Source organism: Novosphingobium sp. B-7 (assembly GCF_000410615.1).
Lineage (GTDB): Bacteria > Pseudomonadota > Alphaproteobacteria > Sphingomonadales > Sphingomonadaceae > Novosphingobium > Novosphingobium capsulatum.
The window spans coordinates 22594-39086 of the sequence record NZ_KE148520.1 but is presented as its reverse complement, the minus strand read 5'-3'; the positions used below and the strand labels follow the sequence as shown (position 1 = coordinate 39086).

The 16493-nt window shown below is 65.3% G+C and carries 14 protein-coding genes; 4 read left to right on the top strand and 10 right to left on the bottom strand.

The window, feature by feature from the left end:
• The 3 genes from H926_RS35360 to H926_RS30450 form a co-directional block, all read right to left on the bottom strand.
• The coding region (locus H926_RS35360) for an Hpt domain-containing protein (protein ID WP_237741194.1) at window positions 1-436 on the bottom strand (436 nt) is incomplete at its 3' end.
• The gene (locus H926_RS0124040; protein ID WP_022678497.1) at window positions 433-801 is read right to left on the bottom strand and encodes a response regulator; all 369 of its coding nucleotides are present in this window, start codon (window positions 799-801) and stop codon (window positions 433-435) included. The genes H926_RS0124040 and H926_RS35360, both read right to left, overlap by 4 nt.
• Window positions 798-1109 (bottom strand): STAS domain-containing protein, encoded by a 312-nt coding sequence (locus H926_RS30450; RefSeq protein ID WP_022678496.1) that lies wholly within the window; start codon window positions 1107-1109, stop codon window positions 798-800. The genes H926_RS0124040 and H926_RS30450 overlap by 4 nt, the downstream gene beginning before the upstream one ends.
• A gap of 200 nt (window positions 1110-1309) precedes the next feature.
• Here H926_RS30450 and H926_RS0124030 point away from each other — a divergent pair, with 200 nt between their 5' ends.
• Entirely contained in the window at window positions 1310-2248 is a 939-nt protein-coding gene (locus H926_RS0124030) for a DMT family transporter (RefSeq protein WP_028658446.1), read from the top strand.
• Here H926_RS0124030 and H926_RS0124025 read toward each other — a convergent pair.
• From H926_RS0124025 to H926_RS0124010, 4 genes are all read right to left on the bottom strand, one after another.
• Window positions 2214-2678, bottom strand: a complete 465-nt coding sequence (locus H926_RS0124025; RefSeq protein ID WP_022678494.1) for a MerR family DNA-binding transcriptional regulator — start codon at window positions 2676-2678, stop codon at window positions 2214-2216. The two genes, H926_RS0124030 and H926_RS0124025, sit on opposite strands and share 35 nt — an antisense overlap.
• 83 nt (window positions 2679-2761) lie before the next feature.
• On the bottom strand, window positions 2762-4384 hold the full coding sequence (locus tag H926_RS0124020; RefSeq protein WP_028658444.1) for a long-chain fatty acid--CoA ligase: 1623 nt from the start codon (window positions 4382-4384) through the stop codon (window positions 2762-2764).
• A 153-nt stretch (window positions 4385-4537) separates the two neighbouring features.
• Window positions 4538-5839: an OmpP1/FadL family transporter gene (locus H926_RS0124015; RefSeq protein ID WP_022678492.1), complete on the bottom strand. Its 1302-nt coding sequence runs from the start codon at window positions 5837-5839 to the stop codon at window positions 4538-4540.
• An 85-nt stretch (window positions 5840-5924) separates the two neighbouring features.
• Entirely contained in the window at window positions 5925-6350 is a 426-nt protein-coding gene (locus H926_RS0124010; protein ID WP_022678491.1) for a DUF2147 domain-containing protein, read from the bottom strand.
• 265 nt (window positions 6351-6615) lie between these two features.
• Here H926_RS0124010 and H926_RS0124005 point away from each other — a divergent pair, with 265 nt between their 5' ends.
• The 3 genes from H926_RS0124005 to H926_RS0123995 are packed head-to-tail and all read left to right on the top strand — an operon-like array spanning window position 6616 to window position 11888.
• Window positions 6616-7749: a thiolase family protein gene (locus tag H926_RS0124005; protein ID WP_028658443.1), complete on the top strand. Its 1134-nt coding sequence runs from the start codon at window positions 6616-6618 to the stop codon at window positions 7747-7749.
• A complete protein-coding gene (locus tag H926_RS0124000; protein WP_022678489.1) occupies window positions 7749-10082 on the top strand; it encodes a 3-hydroxyacyl-CoA dehydrogenase/enoyl-CoA hydratase family protein in 2334 nt (777 codons plus the stop codon). The genes H926_RS0124005 and H926_RS0124000 overlap by 1 nt, the downstream gene beginning before the upstream one ends.
• A 15-nt stretch (window positions 10083-10097) precedes the next feature.
• Window positions 10098-11888, top strand: coding sequence for an acyl-CoA dehydrogenase C-terminal domain-containing protein (locus tag H926_RS0123995; protein WP_022678488.1), 1791 nt, complete (start codon window positions 10098-10100; stop codon window positions 11886-11888).
• Window positions 11889-12001: 113 nt separating this feature from the next.
• On the opposite strand, the gene trmFO is transcribed toward H926_RS0123995, so the two are convergent.
• Genes trmFO through gyrA form a run of 3 tightly spaced genes read right to left on the bottom strand, consistent with a single transcriptional unit; the run spans window position 12002 to window position 16467 of the window.
• Window positions 12002-13339 (bottom strand): methylenetetrahydrofolate--tRNA-(uracil(54)-C(5))-methyltransferase (FADH(2)-oxidizing) TrmFO, encoded by a 1338-nt coding sequence (trmFO, locus tag H926_RS0123990; RefSeq protein ID WP_022678487.1) that lies wholly within the window; start codon window positions 13337-13339, stop codon window positions 12002-12004.
• Between the two features lie 3 nt (window positions 13340-13342).
• A complete protein-coding gene (locus H926_RS0123985) occupies window positions 13343-13693 on the bottom strand; it encodes a DUF952 domain-containing protein (protein ID WP_022678486.1) in 351 nt (116 codons plus the stop codon).
• A complete protein-coding gene (gene gyrA / locus H926_RS0123980) occupies window positions 13690-16467 on the bottom strand; it encodes a DNA gyrase subunit A (RefSeq protein WP_022678485.1) in 2778 nt (925 codons plus the stop codon). The genes H926_RS0123985 and gyrA overlap by 4 nt, the downstream gene beginning before the upstream one ends.
• Window positions 16468-16493 lie beyond the last annotated feature (26 nt).

The window sequence follows — 16493 nt, the reverse complement described above, 5'->3', positions numbered from 1 at the left end:
ATGTGGCTGCCGCTGGTGTTGGCGGGGCTGTTTCGCCCGCTGCCGTGGCAGGCATTGCGCCGCTTTCGGGCAAGGCGGCATGCAGCCGCGCCAGGATCGCATCGCCTGTCGCCTCGAGCCCCGCGCCATCGCCATCGACCAGCGCGCGCATGTGGTCCATGGCCGACAGGATCACGTGGACCAGTTCGGCCGTGGCGGGAAACAAGCCCTTGCGAACCCGATCGAATGCGGTTTCGCAATGGTGGGTGAACGTGGCCAGCGCGTCGAAGCCGAACATCGCGCCCGACCCTTTGAGCGTGTGCAGCCCGCGGAACACCGCATCGATCAGCCCGCGATCGTCCAACTGGTTCGACAGGTCGAGCAGTGCCTGTTCGATCTGGTCGAGGAGGTCACCAGCTTCCACGCGGAACGCGGCAATGGGATCTGTTTCGCTCACCGGCCCAGCACCTTCTTGGTAATGCGCAGCAGCTGATCGGGCTGGAACGGCTTGACCAGCCAGCCCGTGGCGCCGGCGGCGCGGGCTTCCTGCTTGATGGCATCATCTGACTCGGTGGTGAGGAAGATGATCGGGGTGCCCATCTGCACGGGCAGCTTGCGGATCTCGCGGATCATGCTCAGCCCATCCATGTTGGGCATGTTGAGATCCGTGATGATCATGTCGAACTTCTGACCCTGCGCCTTGCCCAGGCCTTCCAGCCCGTCGCAGGCCTCGGTCACGCTATAGCCTGCGCCAGTCAGCGCGATCCGCGTGGCAAGGCGCAGACTGCTGGAATCGTCTACGGTGAGGATCGAGGCCGTCATTGCGGGAGTTCTCCGTGAAACCAGAAATCGAGGGTTTCGGTGCTGGGATCGGTCAGGAACCCGGCGCGGCGCAGCAGTGCCGTCACGGCCGGATTGGCCGGCGCCGACAGACGCAGCGCGCGGCTGTCCCGCAGGGCATGCTGGCGCGCCGTTTCCACCAGCTGCACCAGGGAAAGATCGACATCGACCAGATCCGACAGATCGAGCACCATCGCGGCATGCGCTTCCAGGGACTCGGTCATGTTCGACCAGGCCGTGGTGATGGTTTGCATGTTGGCCACCGGGCCAAGGCTGAGGGTAAAACTCATGGCACACTCCGCAGAACGCACCATGGATTACGGGGTGGTCGCTGAAATCGGCGTAAGGCGCCCCTGCGGCATTTCCCCTAGAGCGGGCGAAACGCGCAACGTTCTAATGGCTGGGTTCCAATGGCTGGCTCCCGGCACGATTATCGACTAAGGCGCGCGGGAATTTCTCCCCGCACCATTTCAGCCCGGACCTTTTGTTTGTGAACGATCGCAAGCCTGTCGATGCCGCTGCCGTTGCCATCATGATCGTGCTCTGCGCGATCTGGGGTTCGCAGCAGGTTGCCATCAAGCTGGTGGCGGGCGCGATGAGCCCGTTGTTGCAGATGGGCCTGCGTTCGGGCCTGGCGGGCCTTGCCACGCTGGCCATTGTGCTGTGGCGTGGGGAAGGGCGGGTGATCAACCGCCAGACCCTGGCACCGGGCCTGGCCATCGGGCTGCTGTTTGGCACCGAATTCCTGCTCGCGGGTGAAGCGCTGCGGTTCACCAGCGCCTCCCACGTCACCATCTATCTCTATACTGCGCCAATTGGCGCTGCCCTGGCGCTGGGTCTGCTGCGCCCTGACGAGCGCCTGCGCGCTGGCCAGTGGGTGGGCATCGCGCTGTCGTTTGCTGGCGTGGTGCTGGCGTTCAGCGGCGGCAAGGAAGGGGCGGGCTATCCCGATGGTCGGCTGGGCGATGCCCTGGCGCTGGGCGGCGCCTGCGGTTGGGCCTGCACCACGCTGGTGCTGCGCAATTCTTCGCTGGCCAATGCACCGGCCTCCGTCACGCTGTTCTATCAGCTGATGGGCGCTTTCGTGCTGTGCACGCTGGCCGCGCCGGTGCTGGGTGAAACGGCCGTGAGCCTGACCGCCCCGCTCCTGGCCAGCATGGCGTTCCAGGTCGTGGTCGTGGCGTTCCTCAGCTATCTCACCTGGTATGCCCTGCTGCGGCGCTACAGCGCGGCGCGGCTGGGGGTGTTGAGCTTCATGACGCCGATGTTTGGCGTGGCCGCCGGCGTGATCGTGCTGGGTGACAAGCTGGACGCCGCGTTCATCGGCGGCGCCTTGATGATCCTGGCGGGCATCATCATCGTCAGCACGGCCGATGCGCTGCCCGCGCGCCTGTTCAAGCGGCGTTTTCGTCCCGCGGTGAACTCGTAAGCTCGCCGATCTTGTCGATCGCCTCGGCCTCCATGGCCTGAAGCTCGGTCATGGTCTTGAGCAAGGCGCTGTGCTGGCTTTCCAGCTTGCGCAGCCGGCTGCGGATGTGCGCCACCAGATGCTGCAATTGCTCCAGCCGGGTGGGATCGACGTCGTAGAGATCGAGGAATTCCTTGATCTCGCGAATGCTGAAACCCAGCCGCTTGCCGCGCAGGATCAACTGCATGCGTGCCACTTCGCGGTGCGAATAGATGCGCGTGTTGCCCACCCGCGCTGGCTCGATCAGGCCCTTGTCCTCGTAAAAGCGCAGGGTGCGGTGCGTCACGCCCAAGCGGCGCGCCACATCCTGGATGCCTTGCAGGCCATCCTCGGGCGCGGCGGGCGCTGGTTCCGCCGTGGGTTCGGGCGGATCGGGCAAAGTATCGATCATGGTGGCCAATTTTCCCCCCAGAATGGCGCTACCTATTGCGCCGCAAAATGTGGATTGCAACTGCCCCCAATCGCACCTTGCACTTAAACCGCGGGCGTGGCGGCCTCGGCCTTGGCACGCTCTTCGGCGACCAGTTCCTTTTTCGAAAGCTTGCCCACCATGGTCTTGGGCAGGCTTTGGCGAATTTCGACAGCGCGCGGCACCTCGATCTTGTTGAGGTGCTCGGTCAGGAAATCGAGAATCTCCTGCGGCGAGACGTCCTGGCCGTCGTGCAGCTTGATGAACAGCTTGGCGCTTTGCCCGCGATAGCGATCGGGAATGCCGATCGCGATAGCTTCCTCGATTGCCGGATGGAGATAGGCCGCTTCCTCGATGACGCGCGGATAGACGTTGTATCCGCCGCTCAGGATCACGTCCTTGAGGCGGTCCACCAGGTAGAGATAGCCATCTTCGTCGAGGTGGCCCACGTCGCCCGTGCGCAGCGCGCCATCGACAAAGACCTTGGCGGTGTCGTCGGGGCGCTGCCAATAGCCGGCCATCACCTGCGGCCCGCGCACGCAGACCTCGCCATTGGCGCCCAGCGGCAGGACCGTCTCGGGGTTTTCGGGGTCGCGGATTTCGATTTGCGTGCCCGGGAAGGCCTGGCCGCAGCTGTTGGCGCGGATATCGCCATCAACCGGGTTGCATGTCACGATGGGCGAGGCTTCGGTCAGGCCATAGCCTTCGCAGATGCGTCCGCCGGTGCGCTGTTCGAACGTCTGGCGCACTTCCAGCGGCAGCGGCGCACCGCCGGAAATGCAGGCGCGCAGCGCCGACAGGTTGGGAATCTTGGAATCGTCGAGCGCGTTCATCGCGATGAACAGCGTCGGCACGCCGAAAAACAGCGTGGGCGGCTTGCGCTTGATGGTGGCCAGCATCGCGTCCATTTCGAAGCGCGGCATCAGCACCAGTTCCGATCCCACCAGGATCGAGAAATCGAGCACGGCGGTCAGCGCAAAGACGTGGAAGAACGGCAGCACGGCCAGCGTGCGCTGCGGGGCAGGCAGATCGCCATGGATATGCGCCTGTTGCTGCAGGGCATTGGCCGTGAGATTGCGATGGGTCAGCATCGCGCCCTTGGGCGTGCCGGTGGTGCCGCCGGTATATTGCAGCACGGCCAGGTCATCGGGCACCAGTGCCACCGGCCGTGGCGGATCGCCGCGTGCGATCAGGTCGCAAAAGCGCATGTGCAGCGCATCATGGGCATAGCGGGCATGGTCGCGCCGCTTGAACAGGCGCCAGCCCCATGCCTTTACCCGGGGCAGGATGCCGGCCATCGGGCAGACCAGGATGGTGGCCAACTGACATTCGTCGGCAATGGCGCGCACCTTGCCGTGGATTTCGCGCAGGTCTGGCACGGCAACAACGCGGGCGCCGCTGTCGGTCAACAGATGGCGCATCTCGCTTTGGGTGTAGAGCGGGTTGAGATTGACCACCACCGCGCCGATCTTGAGCGCGGCGAAATAAAGGACAATGTAGTAGGGCGTGTTGGGCAGGCACAGTGCCACCCGATCGCCCTTGCCCAGACCCAGGTCCTGAAAGCCGCGCGCCGCCCGTTCGACCATCCGCCCCAGCGCCCGATAGGTCCAGGTGCGGCCCATGAAGTCCACCGCCGGGCGGTCGCCATGATCGCGCACGGCGTTGTCCATGAAGTCACCCAGCAGCATGGCCGGCGGTGACCAGTCTGGCGGCAGGCTGTCGGGTACGCGTGAAGGGGCGATGGGGGTGGCCTCGATCGGGGGGGCAGCGACCATGTCAGGTTCCGGCAAGAGGGAGGGAAATGGCGCCGAGGCCAAGATGGCCCCGGCGCCTTCGGGCGATCAGAAAGCGACCCGTCCGCCCAGCGACAGCACCACGACATGGGCCTTTTGCAGCATGCCGTTGACCAGGATCGGGGTCTGCGCCGGCGTGCCGGCATAGGCGGCGGTCAGGCGGTTGACCGGCGCATCGGCGAGGGTGAGGTAGTTGGCGGCAACGTCGATCTTGAACGCGCGGCTGAATGCATGGGTGGCGCCCAAGGCAAAGTTCCAGCGGTTGCTATCGGGCACGCGGGCATCGCGTTCGTTCGGGCGAACCGGCGAAACGTCACGCTGCACGCCGCCGCGAACGGTCCACTTGGGGCTAAGGTCAGCGTCAAAGCCGACGGCAACCGCCCAGGTGTTGCGATAGTCTTCGGGGATCGCCGTGTTGAGCGGGCTGCCCAGCTGGATCGCGTTGAACTTGGACCAGCCAAAGCGGGTTGCCTGGGCGTTGAGCGTAAAGCCCGGCGTGACCGTCCAGCGGCCACCGAACGTCAGCTGCCAGGGCGTAGTAAAGTCTGCCTCGGTGGAGATGTTGGCGTTGTTCGCCGCCAGCGGGCCGAGCAGGCCGGCAATGGTCACGTCACCCTTGAGCTTGTGCTTGATCGCCGACTTGTAGCTCAGGCCCACGGTCACGGTCTTGCCGCGGAACTGCGTACCGGCCGACCAGCCCACATCCCAGCCCTTGCCGCTAAGCGTCTGGCTGCCATCGGGCAGCACGGCCAGCAGGTTGGGCAGGGCATTGCCCAGCGTGGCATCGGCATGTTCGACGTTCACCGCGCCGCCGATGGAAATCACCGGGGTCAGCTGCACGGCCAGCGAGGGCTGGATGTCGACCGTGCGCAGGCGCGTGGTCAGCGCGGTATAGCGTGCCCAGCTGCTGTTCGAATATTCGGTGGTGAAGTTGTACGGCGCAGTCACCGCCAGGCCCACGGCCACGCGGTTGCCCAGCGAATGCGCGATCGCGCCCGAGGGCACGACGCCCTTGTGGATCGGGTTGTGGGCCACACTGTCGCCGCCCACCGCCGTGGCAGGCTGGCCAGGGCGCTTGATCAGGGTGCCGTTGTTGACCACGTCGCCAGAGGGCAGGATGCCGGTGGCGCTCAGCATGGCTTCGCCGCCGGTCATGCCGCCGATGCTGGCGGGGTTCCACCACAGGCTTTCCGCGCCCGTGTCGGCCACTTCGCCCGAATAGGCGCGGCCGGTGGCCTTGGCGGACTGGTCCTGAAGATAAAAGCCGCCTGCCAGGGCAGGGCTGGCAAGTCCGGCGGTGCCGGCCAGAAGCACGGCGCAGGCCAGCGTGCGGCGGTGGTTCAGGTTCATCTCTCTCTCACTCCCATGCGAATTTTTGTGGTGTCTGTGGTTTCAACGGTGCCGGTGGTGTTTGGTCTGGCCGGCTCCGGCTGGATCAGCGCAGGCGCTTCCACGTCTGGGTCTTGCACAAGGGCCACACGATGCAGCCCTTGAGCTTGAGCGTGTCAGCATCGGCGATCGTGATCGTCGCCTTGTAGGTGCCGCCGTCTTCGGGATTGTAGATCGAGCCACCCTCCCAACCGTCGGTGCTGCGCGTAAAACCTTGCAGAATGGTCAGGCCCTTGAGCGGACGATTGCGCAGGGCCGGATTCTTGTTTTTGCCATCGGCGAAGGCCGGATTGGCGCGGATGCTGTCGGATTCGACCAGGCGCCCGCAGATCGACGCGCCGCACGGGGCAATTTCAACGATGCCGTGCTTGGTGGGCGTGGCCCAGCGGCCGATGGCCTGTTCGGATGCGGATTGTCCGGCAGCGTAGGAGGCCGGAGCATAGGTGGCCGCCGCTGCCCCCATCAGGGACATTACGGTGATGGCCAATAACGGCTTACCTCTCATCGTTCTTCATCCTCGACCCAAGAACCCAAAGCGCGCTTCGTGCGTTTCGGTATCCGGTTATCACCCGGCCTTTCTTGCCTTTGCCGGTGTGCGACTCACTCTATGCCCCAAATTTTGGTTGACGTATAGGGAAAGTTGAGCACCATTACGGACGAAAGCAGCGCCAAGGGTGATTCCGTGGTATCGGAGGCACAGGCGGCAGTTGCCCCACCTGACGAGGATGCCAGAAATCATGCCGAATGCGGTCATTGCCGGATATGCCCGGTCACCGTTCCACCTTGCCGGCAAGGGCGCGCTTGCCCGTACCCGGCCCGACGATCTTGCCGCGGCCGTGGTCAAGGCGCTGGTCCAGCGCACCGGGATTGACGCCGCCGCGATCGAGGATCTGATCGTCGGCTGCGCTTTTCCCGAAGGCGAACAGGGCTTTAACGTTGCGCGCCTGATCGGCATGATTGCCGGCCTGCCGCGTTCGGTCGGCGGCATGACGGTCAACCGCTTCTGCGGTTCGTCGATGAGCGCGATCCACTATGCCGTGGGCCAGATCGCCGCCGGCGCTGGCGAGCTGTTCATCGCCGCCGGGGTCGAATCGATGAGCCGGGTGCCGATGATGGGTTTCAACCCGCTGCCCAATCCGGCCCTGGCCAAGGCCAGCCAGGCCTATATCGGCATGGGCGACACCGCCGAAAACCTCGCCAGCCAGTATGGCCTGTCGCGCCAGGCACAGGAAGCCTTTGCCGTCGCCAGCCAGGACAAGGCTGCCGCCGCCATCGCCGCTGGCAAGCTTAAGGACGAAATCGTCGGCATCGAAACCAAGGCCGGCTTGGTCGATACTGATGGCTGCCCGCGCCCCGGCACCACCGCCGAAACCCTCGCCGGGCTCAAGCCCGCGTTCAGCGCCACCGGTACGGTCACGGCCGGCACGTCCTCACCGCTCACCGACGGCGCCAGCGCCGTGATCGTGGCGAGCGAGGATTATGCCCGCGCCCATGGCCTGCCCATTCTGGCGCGGATCAAGGCCATGGCGATTTCCGGCTGCGCGCCCGAAATCATGGGGATCGGCCCGGTCGAATCCAGCCGCAAGGCGCTGGAGCGTGCCGGCATTTCCGTGTCCGATCTCGACGTGATCGAACTGAACGAAGCCTTTGCCAGCCAGGCGCTGGCCTGCATCGCCGATCTTGGCCTCGATCAGGCGAAGATCAACCTGGATGGCGGCGCGATCGCGCTGGGCCACCCGCTGGGCGCCACCGGCGCGCGCATCGTTGGCAAGGCAGCCAGCCTGTTGCAGCGCACGGGCGGCAAGTATGCGCTCGCCACCCAGTGCATCGGCGGCGGCCAGGGCATCGCCACGATTCTGGAGGCGATCTGATGCCAGAGACAACCCACAGCGAGTCCATCAGGAAAGTCTGCGTCATCGGCGCGGGCACCATGGGCGCCGGCATCGCCGCCCAGGTGGCCAACGCCGGCGTGCCGGTGCTGCTGCTCGATATCGTGCGCGATCCGGCCAACCGCAATGCCGTGGCCCAGGGCGCGCTCGATCGCCTGGCCAAGGCCGAGCCGGCGGCGTTCATGAGCAAGCGCGCCGCCAAGCTGGTCGAGGTTGGCAATATCGAAGACGATCTGCCCCGCGTTGCCGAGTGCGACTGGGTGATCGAAGCGATCGTCGAACGGCTCGATCTCAAGCATGCGCTCTATGAAAAGCTGGAAGGCGTGCGCCGCCCCGGCACGGCGGTTTCGTCCAACACGTCGACGATCCCGCTCGAACAGCTGATCGCCGGGCGCGGCGAAGGCTTTGCCCGTGATTTCCTGATCACGCACTTCTTCAACCCGCCGCGCTACATGCGCCTGCTTGAAGTCGTCGCTGGCCCGGCCAGCGATGCGGCGCTGGTCGCCAAGGTCAGCGATTTTGCCGATCGCGCGCTGGGCAAGACCGTTGTGCGCGCCAAGGATACCCCGGGTTTCCTGGCCAACCGCGTCGGCACGTTCTGGATCCAGCAGGCGATCAATGCCGCCATCGATCTGGGACTGAGCGTGGAGGAAGCCGATGCCGTGGTGGGCAAGCCGATGGGCGTGCCCAAGACCGGCGTGTTCGGGCTGGTTGACCTGGTCGGCATCGATCTGATGCCGCACTTGAAGGCGAGCCTTACCGCCACGCTGCCGGAAGATGATGCCTATCGCGCCATCGCGATCGATCATCCGCTGATCATGAAGATGATCGCCGATGGCTATACCGGGCGCAAGGGCAAGGGCGGGTTCTACCGCCTCAACCGCGAGGCCGGCAAGCGCAAGGAAGCGATCGATCTGGCCACCGGCGAATACCGCGCCGCCGCCAAGCCGCCATCGCTGCCCGGCGCCGTGTTCAAGGATCTCAAGGCGCTGGTTGGCCTGCCCGGCAAGCTGGGTGCCTATGCCTGGGCCGTGCTGGCGCCGACGCTGTCCTATGCCGCGTCGCTCGTCCCCAGCGCGTCTGACGATATCGTTGCCATCGATGTGGCGATGAAGCTGGGCTACAACTGGAAGTCCGGCCCGTTCGAACTGATCGACAAGCTTGGCACGGCCGTCTTTGCCGAACGCCTCAAGGCCGAAGGCAAGCCAGTGCCGGCGATCGTGGAACTGGCCGCCGGCCGGCCGTTCTATCGGGTCGAAGCGGGCAAGCGCCAGGCGCTGGGCCTTGATGGGGAATACCACGATGTGGCGCGTGCCGCGGGTGTGGTGCTGCTCGAAGACATCAAGCTGGCCGCCAAGCCCCTGCTCAAGACCGCCTCTGCCGCGCTGTGGGACGTTGGCGATGGCGTTGCCGCGCTGGAATTCACCGGCAAGATGAACGCGCTCGATGCCGAGGTGATGAAGCTGATCGGCCAGGCCATTCCGTTGGTGGCGGAAAAGTTCAAGGGCCTGGTGATCTACAACGAAGGCAGCCACTTCTCTGCGGGTGCCAACCTGGGCCTGGCACTGTTTGCCATGAACATCGCCGCCTGGGGCGAGATCGAAAAGCTCGTTGCCGGTGGGCAGCAGGCGATGAAGGCGCTCAAGTATGCGCCGTTCCCGGTGGTCGGCGCGCCATCGGGCATGGCGCTGGGCGGCGGATGCGAAGTCCTGCTGCATTGCGACGCCATCCAGGCGCACGCCGAAAGCTATATCGGCCTGGTCGAATGCGGTGTCGGCCTCGTGCCGGGCTGGGGCGGCAATGGCGAACTGCTCGATCGCTGGCGCCACAATCCGGCGTTGCCCAAGGGGCCGATGCCGGCCGTGGCCAAGGTGTTCGAAACGGTGTCGACCGCCACGGTGTCCAAGTCGGCCGCGCAGGCGATCGAACTCGGCTTTATGCGCCCGACCGACCAGGTGACGATGAACCGCGATCGTCTCTTGGCCGATGCCAAGGCCCGCGTTCTGGCCCTGGCCGAAGGCTATCAGCCGCCCGAACCGCCGGTGTTCCGCCTGCCGGGTGCCGGTGGCAAGGCCGCGCTCGACATGGCGGTGCAGGGCTTCCGCGCCCGCGGCATAGCCACCCCGCACGACGAGGTGGTATCGGGTGCCCTTGCGCGCATCTTGACCGGCGGCGACGCTGACCTGATCGATACCGTGACCGAGGACGAACTGCTGGCTGCCGAACGCCGGGAATTCACCAGCCTCGTCCGTAACCCCGCGACACAGGCCCGGATTGAGCATATGCTCCAGACCGGCAAGCCGCTTCGCAACTGATTGAGGAGATTTGCCATGCAGATCTATACCGCTCCCCTGCGCGACATGCGCTTCGTGCTCAACGAATTGCACACCGACGACGGCTTTGGTGACATTCCCGCGCTTGCTGATTTCACGCCTGACCTGACTGAGGCCGTGCTGTCTGAAGCCGCCAAGCTGTGCCAGGACGTGCTGCTGCCTTTGAACCGCAGCGGCGATGAGGAAGGCTGCACCCTGGAAAACGGCGTGGTCCGCACGCCCAAGGGTTTTATCGAGGCCTACAAGGCCTTTACCGAGGGCGGTTGGAACGCTCTTGTCCTGCCGCCGGAATGGGGCGGGCAGGGCGCGCCCGAGGCCGTGGGCAAGCTGGTGGAAGAGATGATCTGCGCCACCAACGTGTCGTTCAGCCTCTATCCCGGCCTCACCAACGGCGCCATCGCCGCGCTCACCGTCTATGCCAACGACACGCTCAAGCAGGAATACCTGCCCAAGATGGTCAGCGGCGAATGGTCGGGCACCATGTGCCTGACCGAGCCGCACTGCGGCACCGACCTGGGCCTGCTGCGCACCCGCGCCGAACCGGGCGAAGATGGCAGCTACAAGCTGTCGGGCGCCAAGATCTTCATCTCGGCCGGCGAGCATGACCTGACGACCAACATCGTCCACCTCGTGCTGGCGCGCCTGCCCGATGCGCCCAAGGGCGTGAAGGGCATCAGCCTGTTCCTGGTGCCCAAGTACCTGCCCGATGCTGACGGAAACCCGTCGGTGCGCAACGGTGCGCGCTGCACCGCGATCGAGCACAAGATGGGTCTCAAGGCTTCGGCCACGTGCCAGATGCTGTTCGAAGATGCCAAGGGCTGGCTGGTGGGCGAACCGCATCGCGGCCTCGAAGCCATGTTCACGATGATGAATGCCGAGCGCGTCGGCGTGGGCATCCAGGGCCTGGGCATTGGCGAGGCTGCCTATCAGTCGGCCGTGTGGTACGCCAAGGATCGCCTCCAGGGCCGCTCGCTGTCGGGCACCAAGCATCCCGACAAGCCGGCCGATCCGATCATCGTGCATCCCGATGTGCGGCGCATGCTGCTGACCATGCGCGCGTGGAACGAAGGCTGCCGTGGCGTTTCCGCGTGGGTCGCCCGCGCGCTCGATGCCGAAAAGCATGGGGCAGAGCCGGAACAGCGCCAGCGCGCGTCGGACTTCGTTGCGCTGATGACCCCGGTGGTCAAGGCGATGTTCACCGACCTGGGCCTCGAAAGCGCCAGCCTCGCGGTGCAGTGCTATGGCGGCCACGGCTTCATCCGCGAAAGCGGGGTTGAGCAGTATATGCGCGATGCGCGCATCGCCATGCTCTATGAAGGCACCAATGGCATCCAGGCGCTTGACCTGGTGGGCCGCAAGCTGCCTGCCGAAATGGGCCGCTACCTGCGCAGCTTCTTCCATCCGGTCAGCGATTTCATCGATGCCAACCTGGAAGATCCGGCGATTGGCAAGATGGTTGCCGGTCTCAAGCGCGCATTCGAAGCGCTGCAGGGTGCAACCGCAATCATCGCCGAACGTGGCATGAAAGACCCTGAGGAAGGGGGCGCGGCGGCAACCGACTATCTGCGCCTGATGGGCCTGGTCGCCATGGCCTACTGCTTTGCCAAGGCCACCAAGCTTGCCTCGCGCGAGCTGATGTCGGGCACTGGCGAGGCGGCGTTCTACAAGGCCAAGATCGACACCGCGCGCTTCTTCTATGAAAAGCTGCTGCCGCAGTCGGCCTCGCTGTACCTGGCGATCAAGGCCGGCAAGGGCTCGGTCATGGACTTTGCCGAGGAAGCGTTCTGAGGCTTGGGTAAGGCTTCGCACCACCCCCCGACTCCCTCCTCTGAAGAGGAGGGGGAGGAGCAGGTTAAAGCCCCATCCTCTTTAGAGGAGGGGGTCGGGGGGTGGTGGAAGCCTTACGCCAACGTCTCAAGCCAAGGCCCAAAATCGGCCTTGGCGCGCGTGGTATAGGCTTCCTTGCGCACTTTTTTCTTCACCGATGGATCGACCGGCGGAAACAGCCCGAAGTTCACGTTCATCGGCTGATAGGTGTCGGGTTCGGCATCCCCGGTGATGTGGCCAAGCAGGGCGCCCAGCGCCGTGGTTACCGGCGGCGGCGTCCATTCACGGCCGGCCAGTTCCGCCGCTGCCATCAGGCCAGCCAGCATGCCGACCGATGCGCTTTCGACGTAGCCCTCGCAGCCGGTGATCTGCCCGGCAAAGCGGATGCGCGGCGCAGATTTCAGGCGCAGCTGCCGATCGAGCAGCGTGGGAGAGTGAATAAACGTATTGCGGTGCAAGCCGCCCAGCCGCGCAAATTCGGCGTTTTCCAGGCCCGGAATGGTGCGGAACAGGCGCACCTGTTCGGCATGCTTGAGCTTGGTCTGGAAGCCCACCATGTTCCACAGCGTGCCCAGCTTGTTGTCCTGGCGCAGCTGCACCACGGCATAGGGCCAGCGGCCAGTGCGCGGATCGTCCAGACCAACCGGTTTCATCGGGCCAAAGCGCAGAGTGTCCTCGCCCCGTTCGGCCATCACCTCGATCGGCATGCAGCCGTCGAAATAGGGGGTGTTGGCCTCCCATTCCTTGAACACGGTCTTGTCACCATCGAGCAGGCCCTGGCGAAATGCCTGGTACTGCTCCTTGTTCATCGGGCAGTTGATATAGTCCTTGCCGGTGCTTTCCGGGCCGGCGGCCTTGTCCCAGCGGCTCGCCATCCAGCACACGTCCATGTCGATCGAATCATGATAGACGATGGGGGCAATGGCATCGAAGAACGCCAGGCTTTCCGCGCCCGTGGCGGTGCCGATGCTGCTGGCGAGCGACGCAGCGGTCAGCGGCCCGGTGGCCACGATGGTCATGCCCTCGGCAGGCAGGGCATCGACGCGTTCGCGCACCACTTCCAGGTTGGGCAGTTCGCGCAGCGCCGCTTCGACGGCGGCCGAGAATACGTCGCGGTCCACCGCCAGGGCAGAGCCGGCGGGCACGCGCGCCTTGTCGGCGGCGGCCATGATCAGGCTGTCACAGCGGCGCATCTCGTGATGCAGCAGGCCGACCGCGTTCTTTTCGTCATCGTCCGAGCGGAACGAGTTGGAGCAGACCAATTCGGCCAGGCCATCGCCCTGGTGCGCGGCGGTGGTTTCGCCGCTGCCGCGCATTTCTGAAAGCCGCACGCGAAAGCCACGCCGGGCGAGTTGCCAGGCAGCCTCGCTGCCGGCCATTCCGCCGCCGATGATGTGAATCTGGTGCGTCATCGTTCAGCGCGCCCGGGGCAGCGCCACACTGCCATCGCTTTGCCGCGAAAGCGGCTCCATCGCCACCACCGCGGCCAGCGGCAACGGGGCATAGAGATGGGGGAACAGCGCCCCGCCGCGTGACACTTCCCATTTCAGGGTTTCGCCAAAGCCCGACAGGTCGATGGCGGCCACATGCAGGTCGTCCTGCCCGGCAAAGTGCTTATCCACGGTAACGGTCAGCTGATCGTCTGTGGACATATGGATATAGCCGTCGGCCAGATCGACCGGCGCGCCGCCGAACGAACCCTGTTCCAGTTCGGCGCGCTGCGGCGCGGTCAGCACCTTGTAGGCGATCACGGGATGCCCGCTCATTCGTCCGCACCCCCTTCTGCGCCATCGCTTTCGGCAGCGTCGCCGGCGATTGCTTCGTCCGCGATCGCTTCACCTTCAACGTCATCGGCGTCCTGCTCGGCCAGGCGCACCGCGCCCACCACGTGCTCGTCACCCGAAACGTTGAACAGGCGCACGCCGGCCGATCCGCGCCCGATCACGCGCAGCGACGAAAGCGGCAGGCGGATCAGCTTGGCCTGGTCGGTCACCAGCATCAGCTGGTCGGCCTGCGAGGCGGGGAAGCTGGCGACGACCGGGCCATTGCGGCCGATGTTGTCAATGTTGGTAATGCCCTGGCCACCGCGGCCGGTGCGGCGATATTCATAGGCCGAAGACAGCTTGCCATAGCCGTTGGCGCAGACCGTGAGGATGAACTGCTCCTTGGCCACCAGTTCCTGGTAGCGTTCGGCGCTCATCTGCGGCTCGCCTTCCTTCTCGGCCTTCCACGGGGCAAAGCGCAGGTAATCCTCGCGCTCGTCCTGGTCCTTGACCCCGGCGCGATGCAGGATCGAGAGCGAGATGACCTCGTCCCCGTCCTTGAGCGCCATGCCGCGCACCCCAGTGGAGGTGCGGCTCTGGAACTCGCGCACGTCGTCGGCCGGGAAGCGGATGGCCTTGCCGGCGCGACTGGCCAGCAGCACGTCGTCCCCTTCGGACAGCAGCGCGACACCGATCAGGCGATCGTCGGTATCTTCCTCGAACTTCATGGCATACTTGCCGTTCGACGGGATGTTGGCGAACGAATCCATCGCGTTGCGGCGGACGTTGCCCTTGGCCGTGGCGAACATGACGTTGAGCGCGCCCCATTCGGCCTCGTCTTCGGGCAAGGGCAGCACGGCGGCGATCGTTTCGCCCTGGTCAAGCGCGGGCAGCAGGTTGACGACCGGTCGGCCGCGGGTGGCCGCGCCGCCTTCGGGCAGGCGCCACACCTTGAGGCGATAGACCTTGCCGGCGGTGGAGAAGAACAGCACCGGGGTGTGGGTGCTGGCCACGAACATCGTCGCGACGGCATCCTCTTCCTTGGTAGCCATGCCCGAGCGGCCCTTGCCACCGCGCGCCTGGGCGCGGAACGTGGAAAGGGGCGTGCGCTTGATATAGCCGTCGAGGGTGACGGTCACGACCATGTCTTCGCGCTCGATCAGGTCTTCATCGTCGATGCCATCGGCGGCCGGCATGATCTGCGACAGGCGCGGCGTGGCATAGGCCGCACGCACTTCCACCAGTTCCTGGCGCATCACAGCGTAAAGCTTCTGGCGGTCGGCCAGGATAGCCAGGTATTCGGCGATCGCGGCGGCCAGCTTTTCCAGTTCCTCGCCGATTTCGTCGCGGCCCAGTGCCGTCAGGCGGTGCAGGCGCAGGTCGAGGATCGCGCGGACCTGGATTTCCGAGAGGCGATAGGTGCCTTCGCCGGCAACCGCGTCGTCCTCGATCGCCTCGACCAGGCGGATATAGGGCGCGATTTCGCCCATCGGCCATTCGCGGGCGAGCAGCGCCTCGCGGGCAAGCGCCGGATTGGCCGAGCCGCGGATGATCTTGACCACTTCATCGAGGTTGGTGACCGCCACCACCAGGCCAAGCAACACGTGGGCGCGGTCGCGCGCCTTGTTCAGCTCGAACTTGGTGCGCCGCGTGATCACTTCCTCGCGGAAGCGCACGAAGCTTTCGATGATATCCTTGAGGGTCAGGATCTCCGGACGCCCGCCACGGATGGCGAGCATGTTGGCCGGGAAGTTGGATTGGGCCGGGGTATTGCGCCACAGCTGGTTGAGCACGACCTCGGGCGAGGCATCGCGCTTCAAGTCCACCACCACGCGAACGCCTTCGCGGTTGGATTCGTCGCGGATGTCGGAAATGCCTTCGATCCGCTTGTCCTTGGCGGCCTCGGCAATCTTTTCGACCAGGTTGGACTTGCCGACCTGGTAGGGGATCGACGTCAGCACGATCGAGCGCCGGTTGGCGTCGCGACCGCGGCCTTCCTCCACCTCGTGGCGGCAGCGCATCATGATCGAGCCGCGGCCTTCGGTATAGGCCTTGCGCGCACCGGCGGCGCCCAGGATCAACGGGGCGGTGGGGAAATCGGGGCCGGGAATGATCTGGATCAGTTCGTCGATCGTGATCAACGGGTTGTCCATATAGGCCAGGCAGCCGTCGATCACTTCGCCCAGGTTGTGCGGCGGAATGTTGGTGGCCATGCCCACCGCGATGCCACCGGCGCCATTGACCAGCAGATTGGGGAAGCGCGCCGGCAGAACCTGCGGCTCGTGCTCCGCCCCGTCATAGTTGGGCTGGAAGTCGACCGTGTCCTTGTCGATATCGGCCAGCAGCGAGTCCGACACCTTGGCCAGGCGCGCTTCGGTATAGCGCATCGAGGCTGGCGGATCGGGGTCCATCGAACCGAAGTTGCCCTGGCCGTCGATCAGCGGCAGGCGCATCGACCAGTCCTGGGTCATACGCGCCAGCGCGTCATAGATCGCCGCGTCGCCATGGGGGTGATACTTACCCATGGTATCGCCGACGATACGGGCAGACTTGCGATAGGGCTTGGTCGAGGTGAAGCCGTTCTCGTGGCTGGTCCACAAGATGCGGCGATGCACCGGCTTCAACCCGTCGCGCACATCGGGAAGCGCACGCGCCACGATCACGCTCATCGCGTAATCGAGGTAGCTGGTCTTCATTTCGTCGACGATGTCGATCCGCTGGAATTCATGGTCCGGCGTGCCGGGGGTGGGATCGAGGTTCGGGGTGTCGTCGCTCACGATGGTGGCTTTGTCATTTCGTTGTC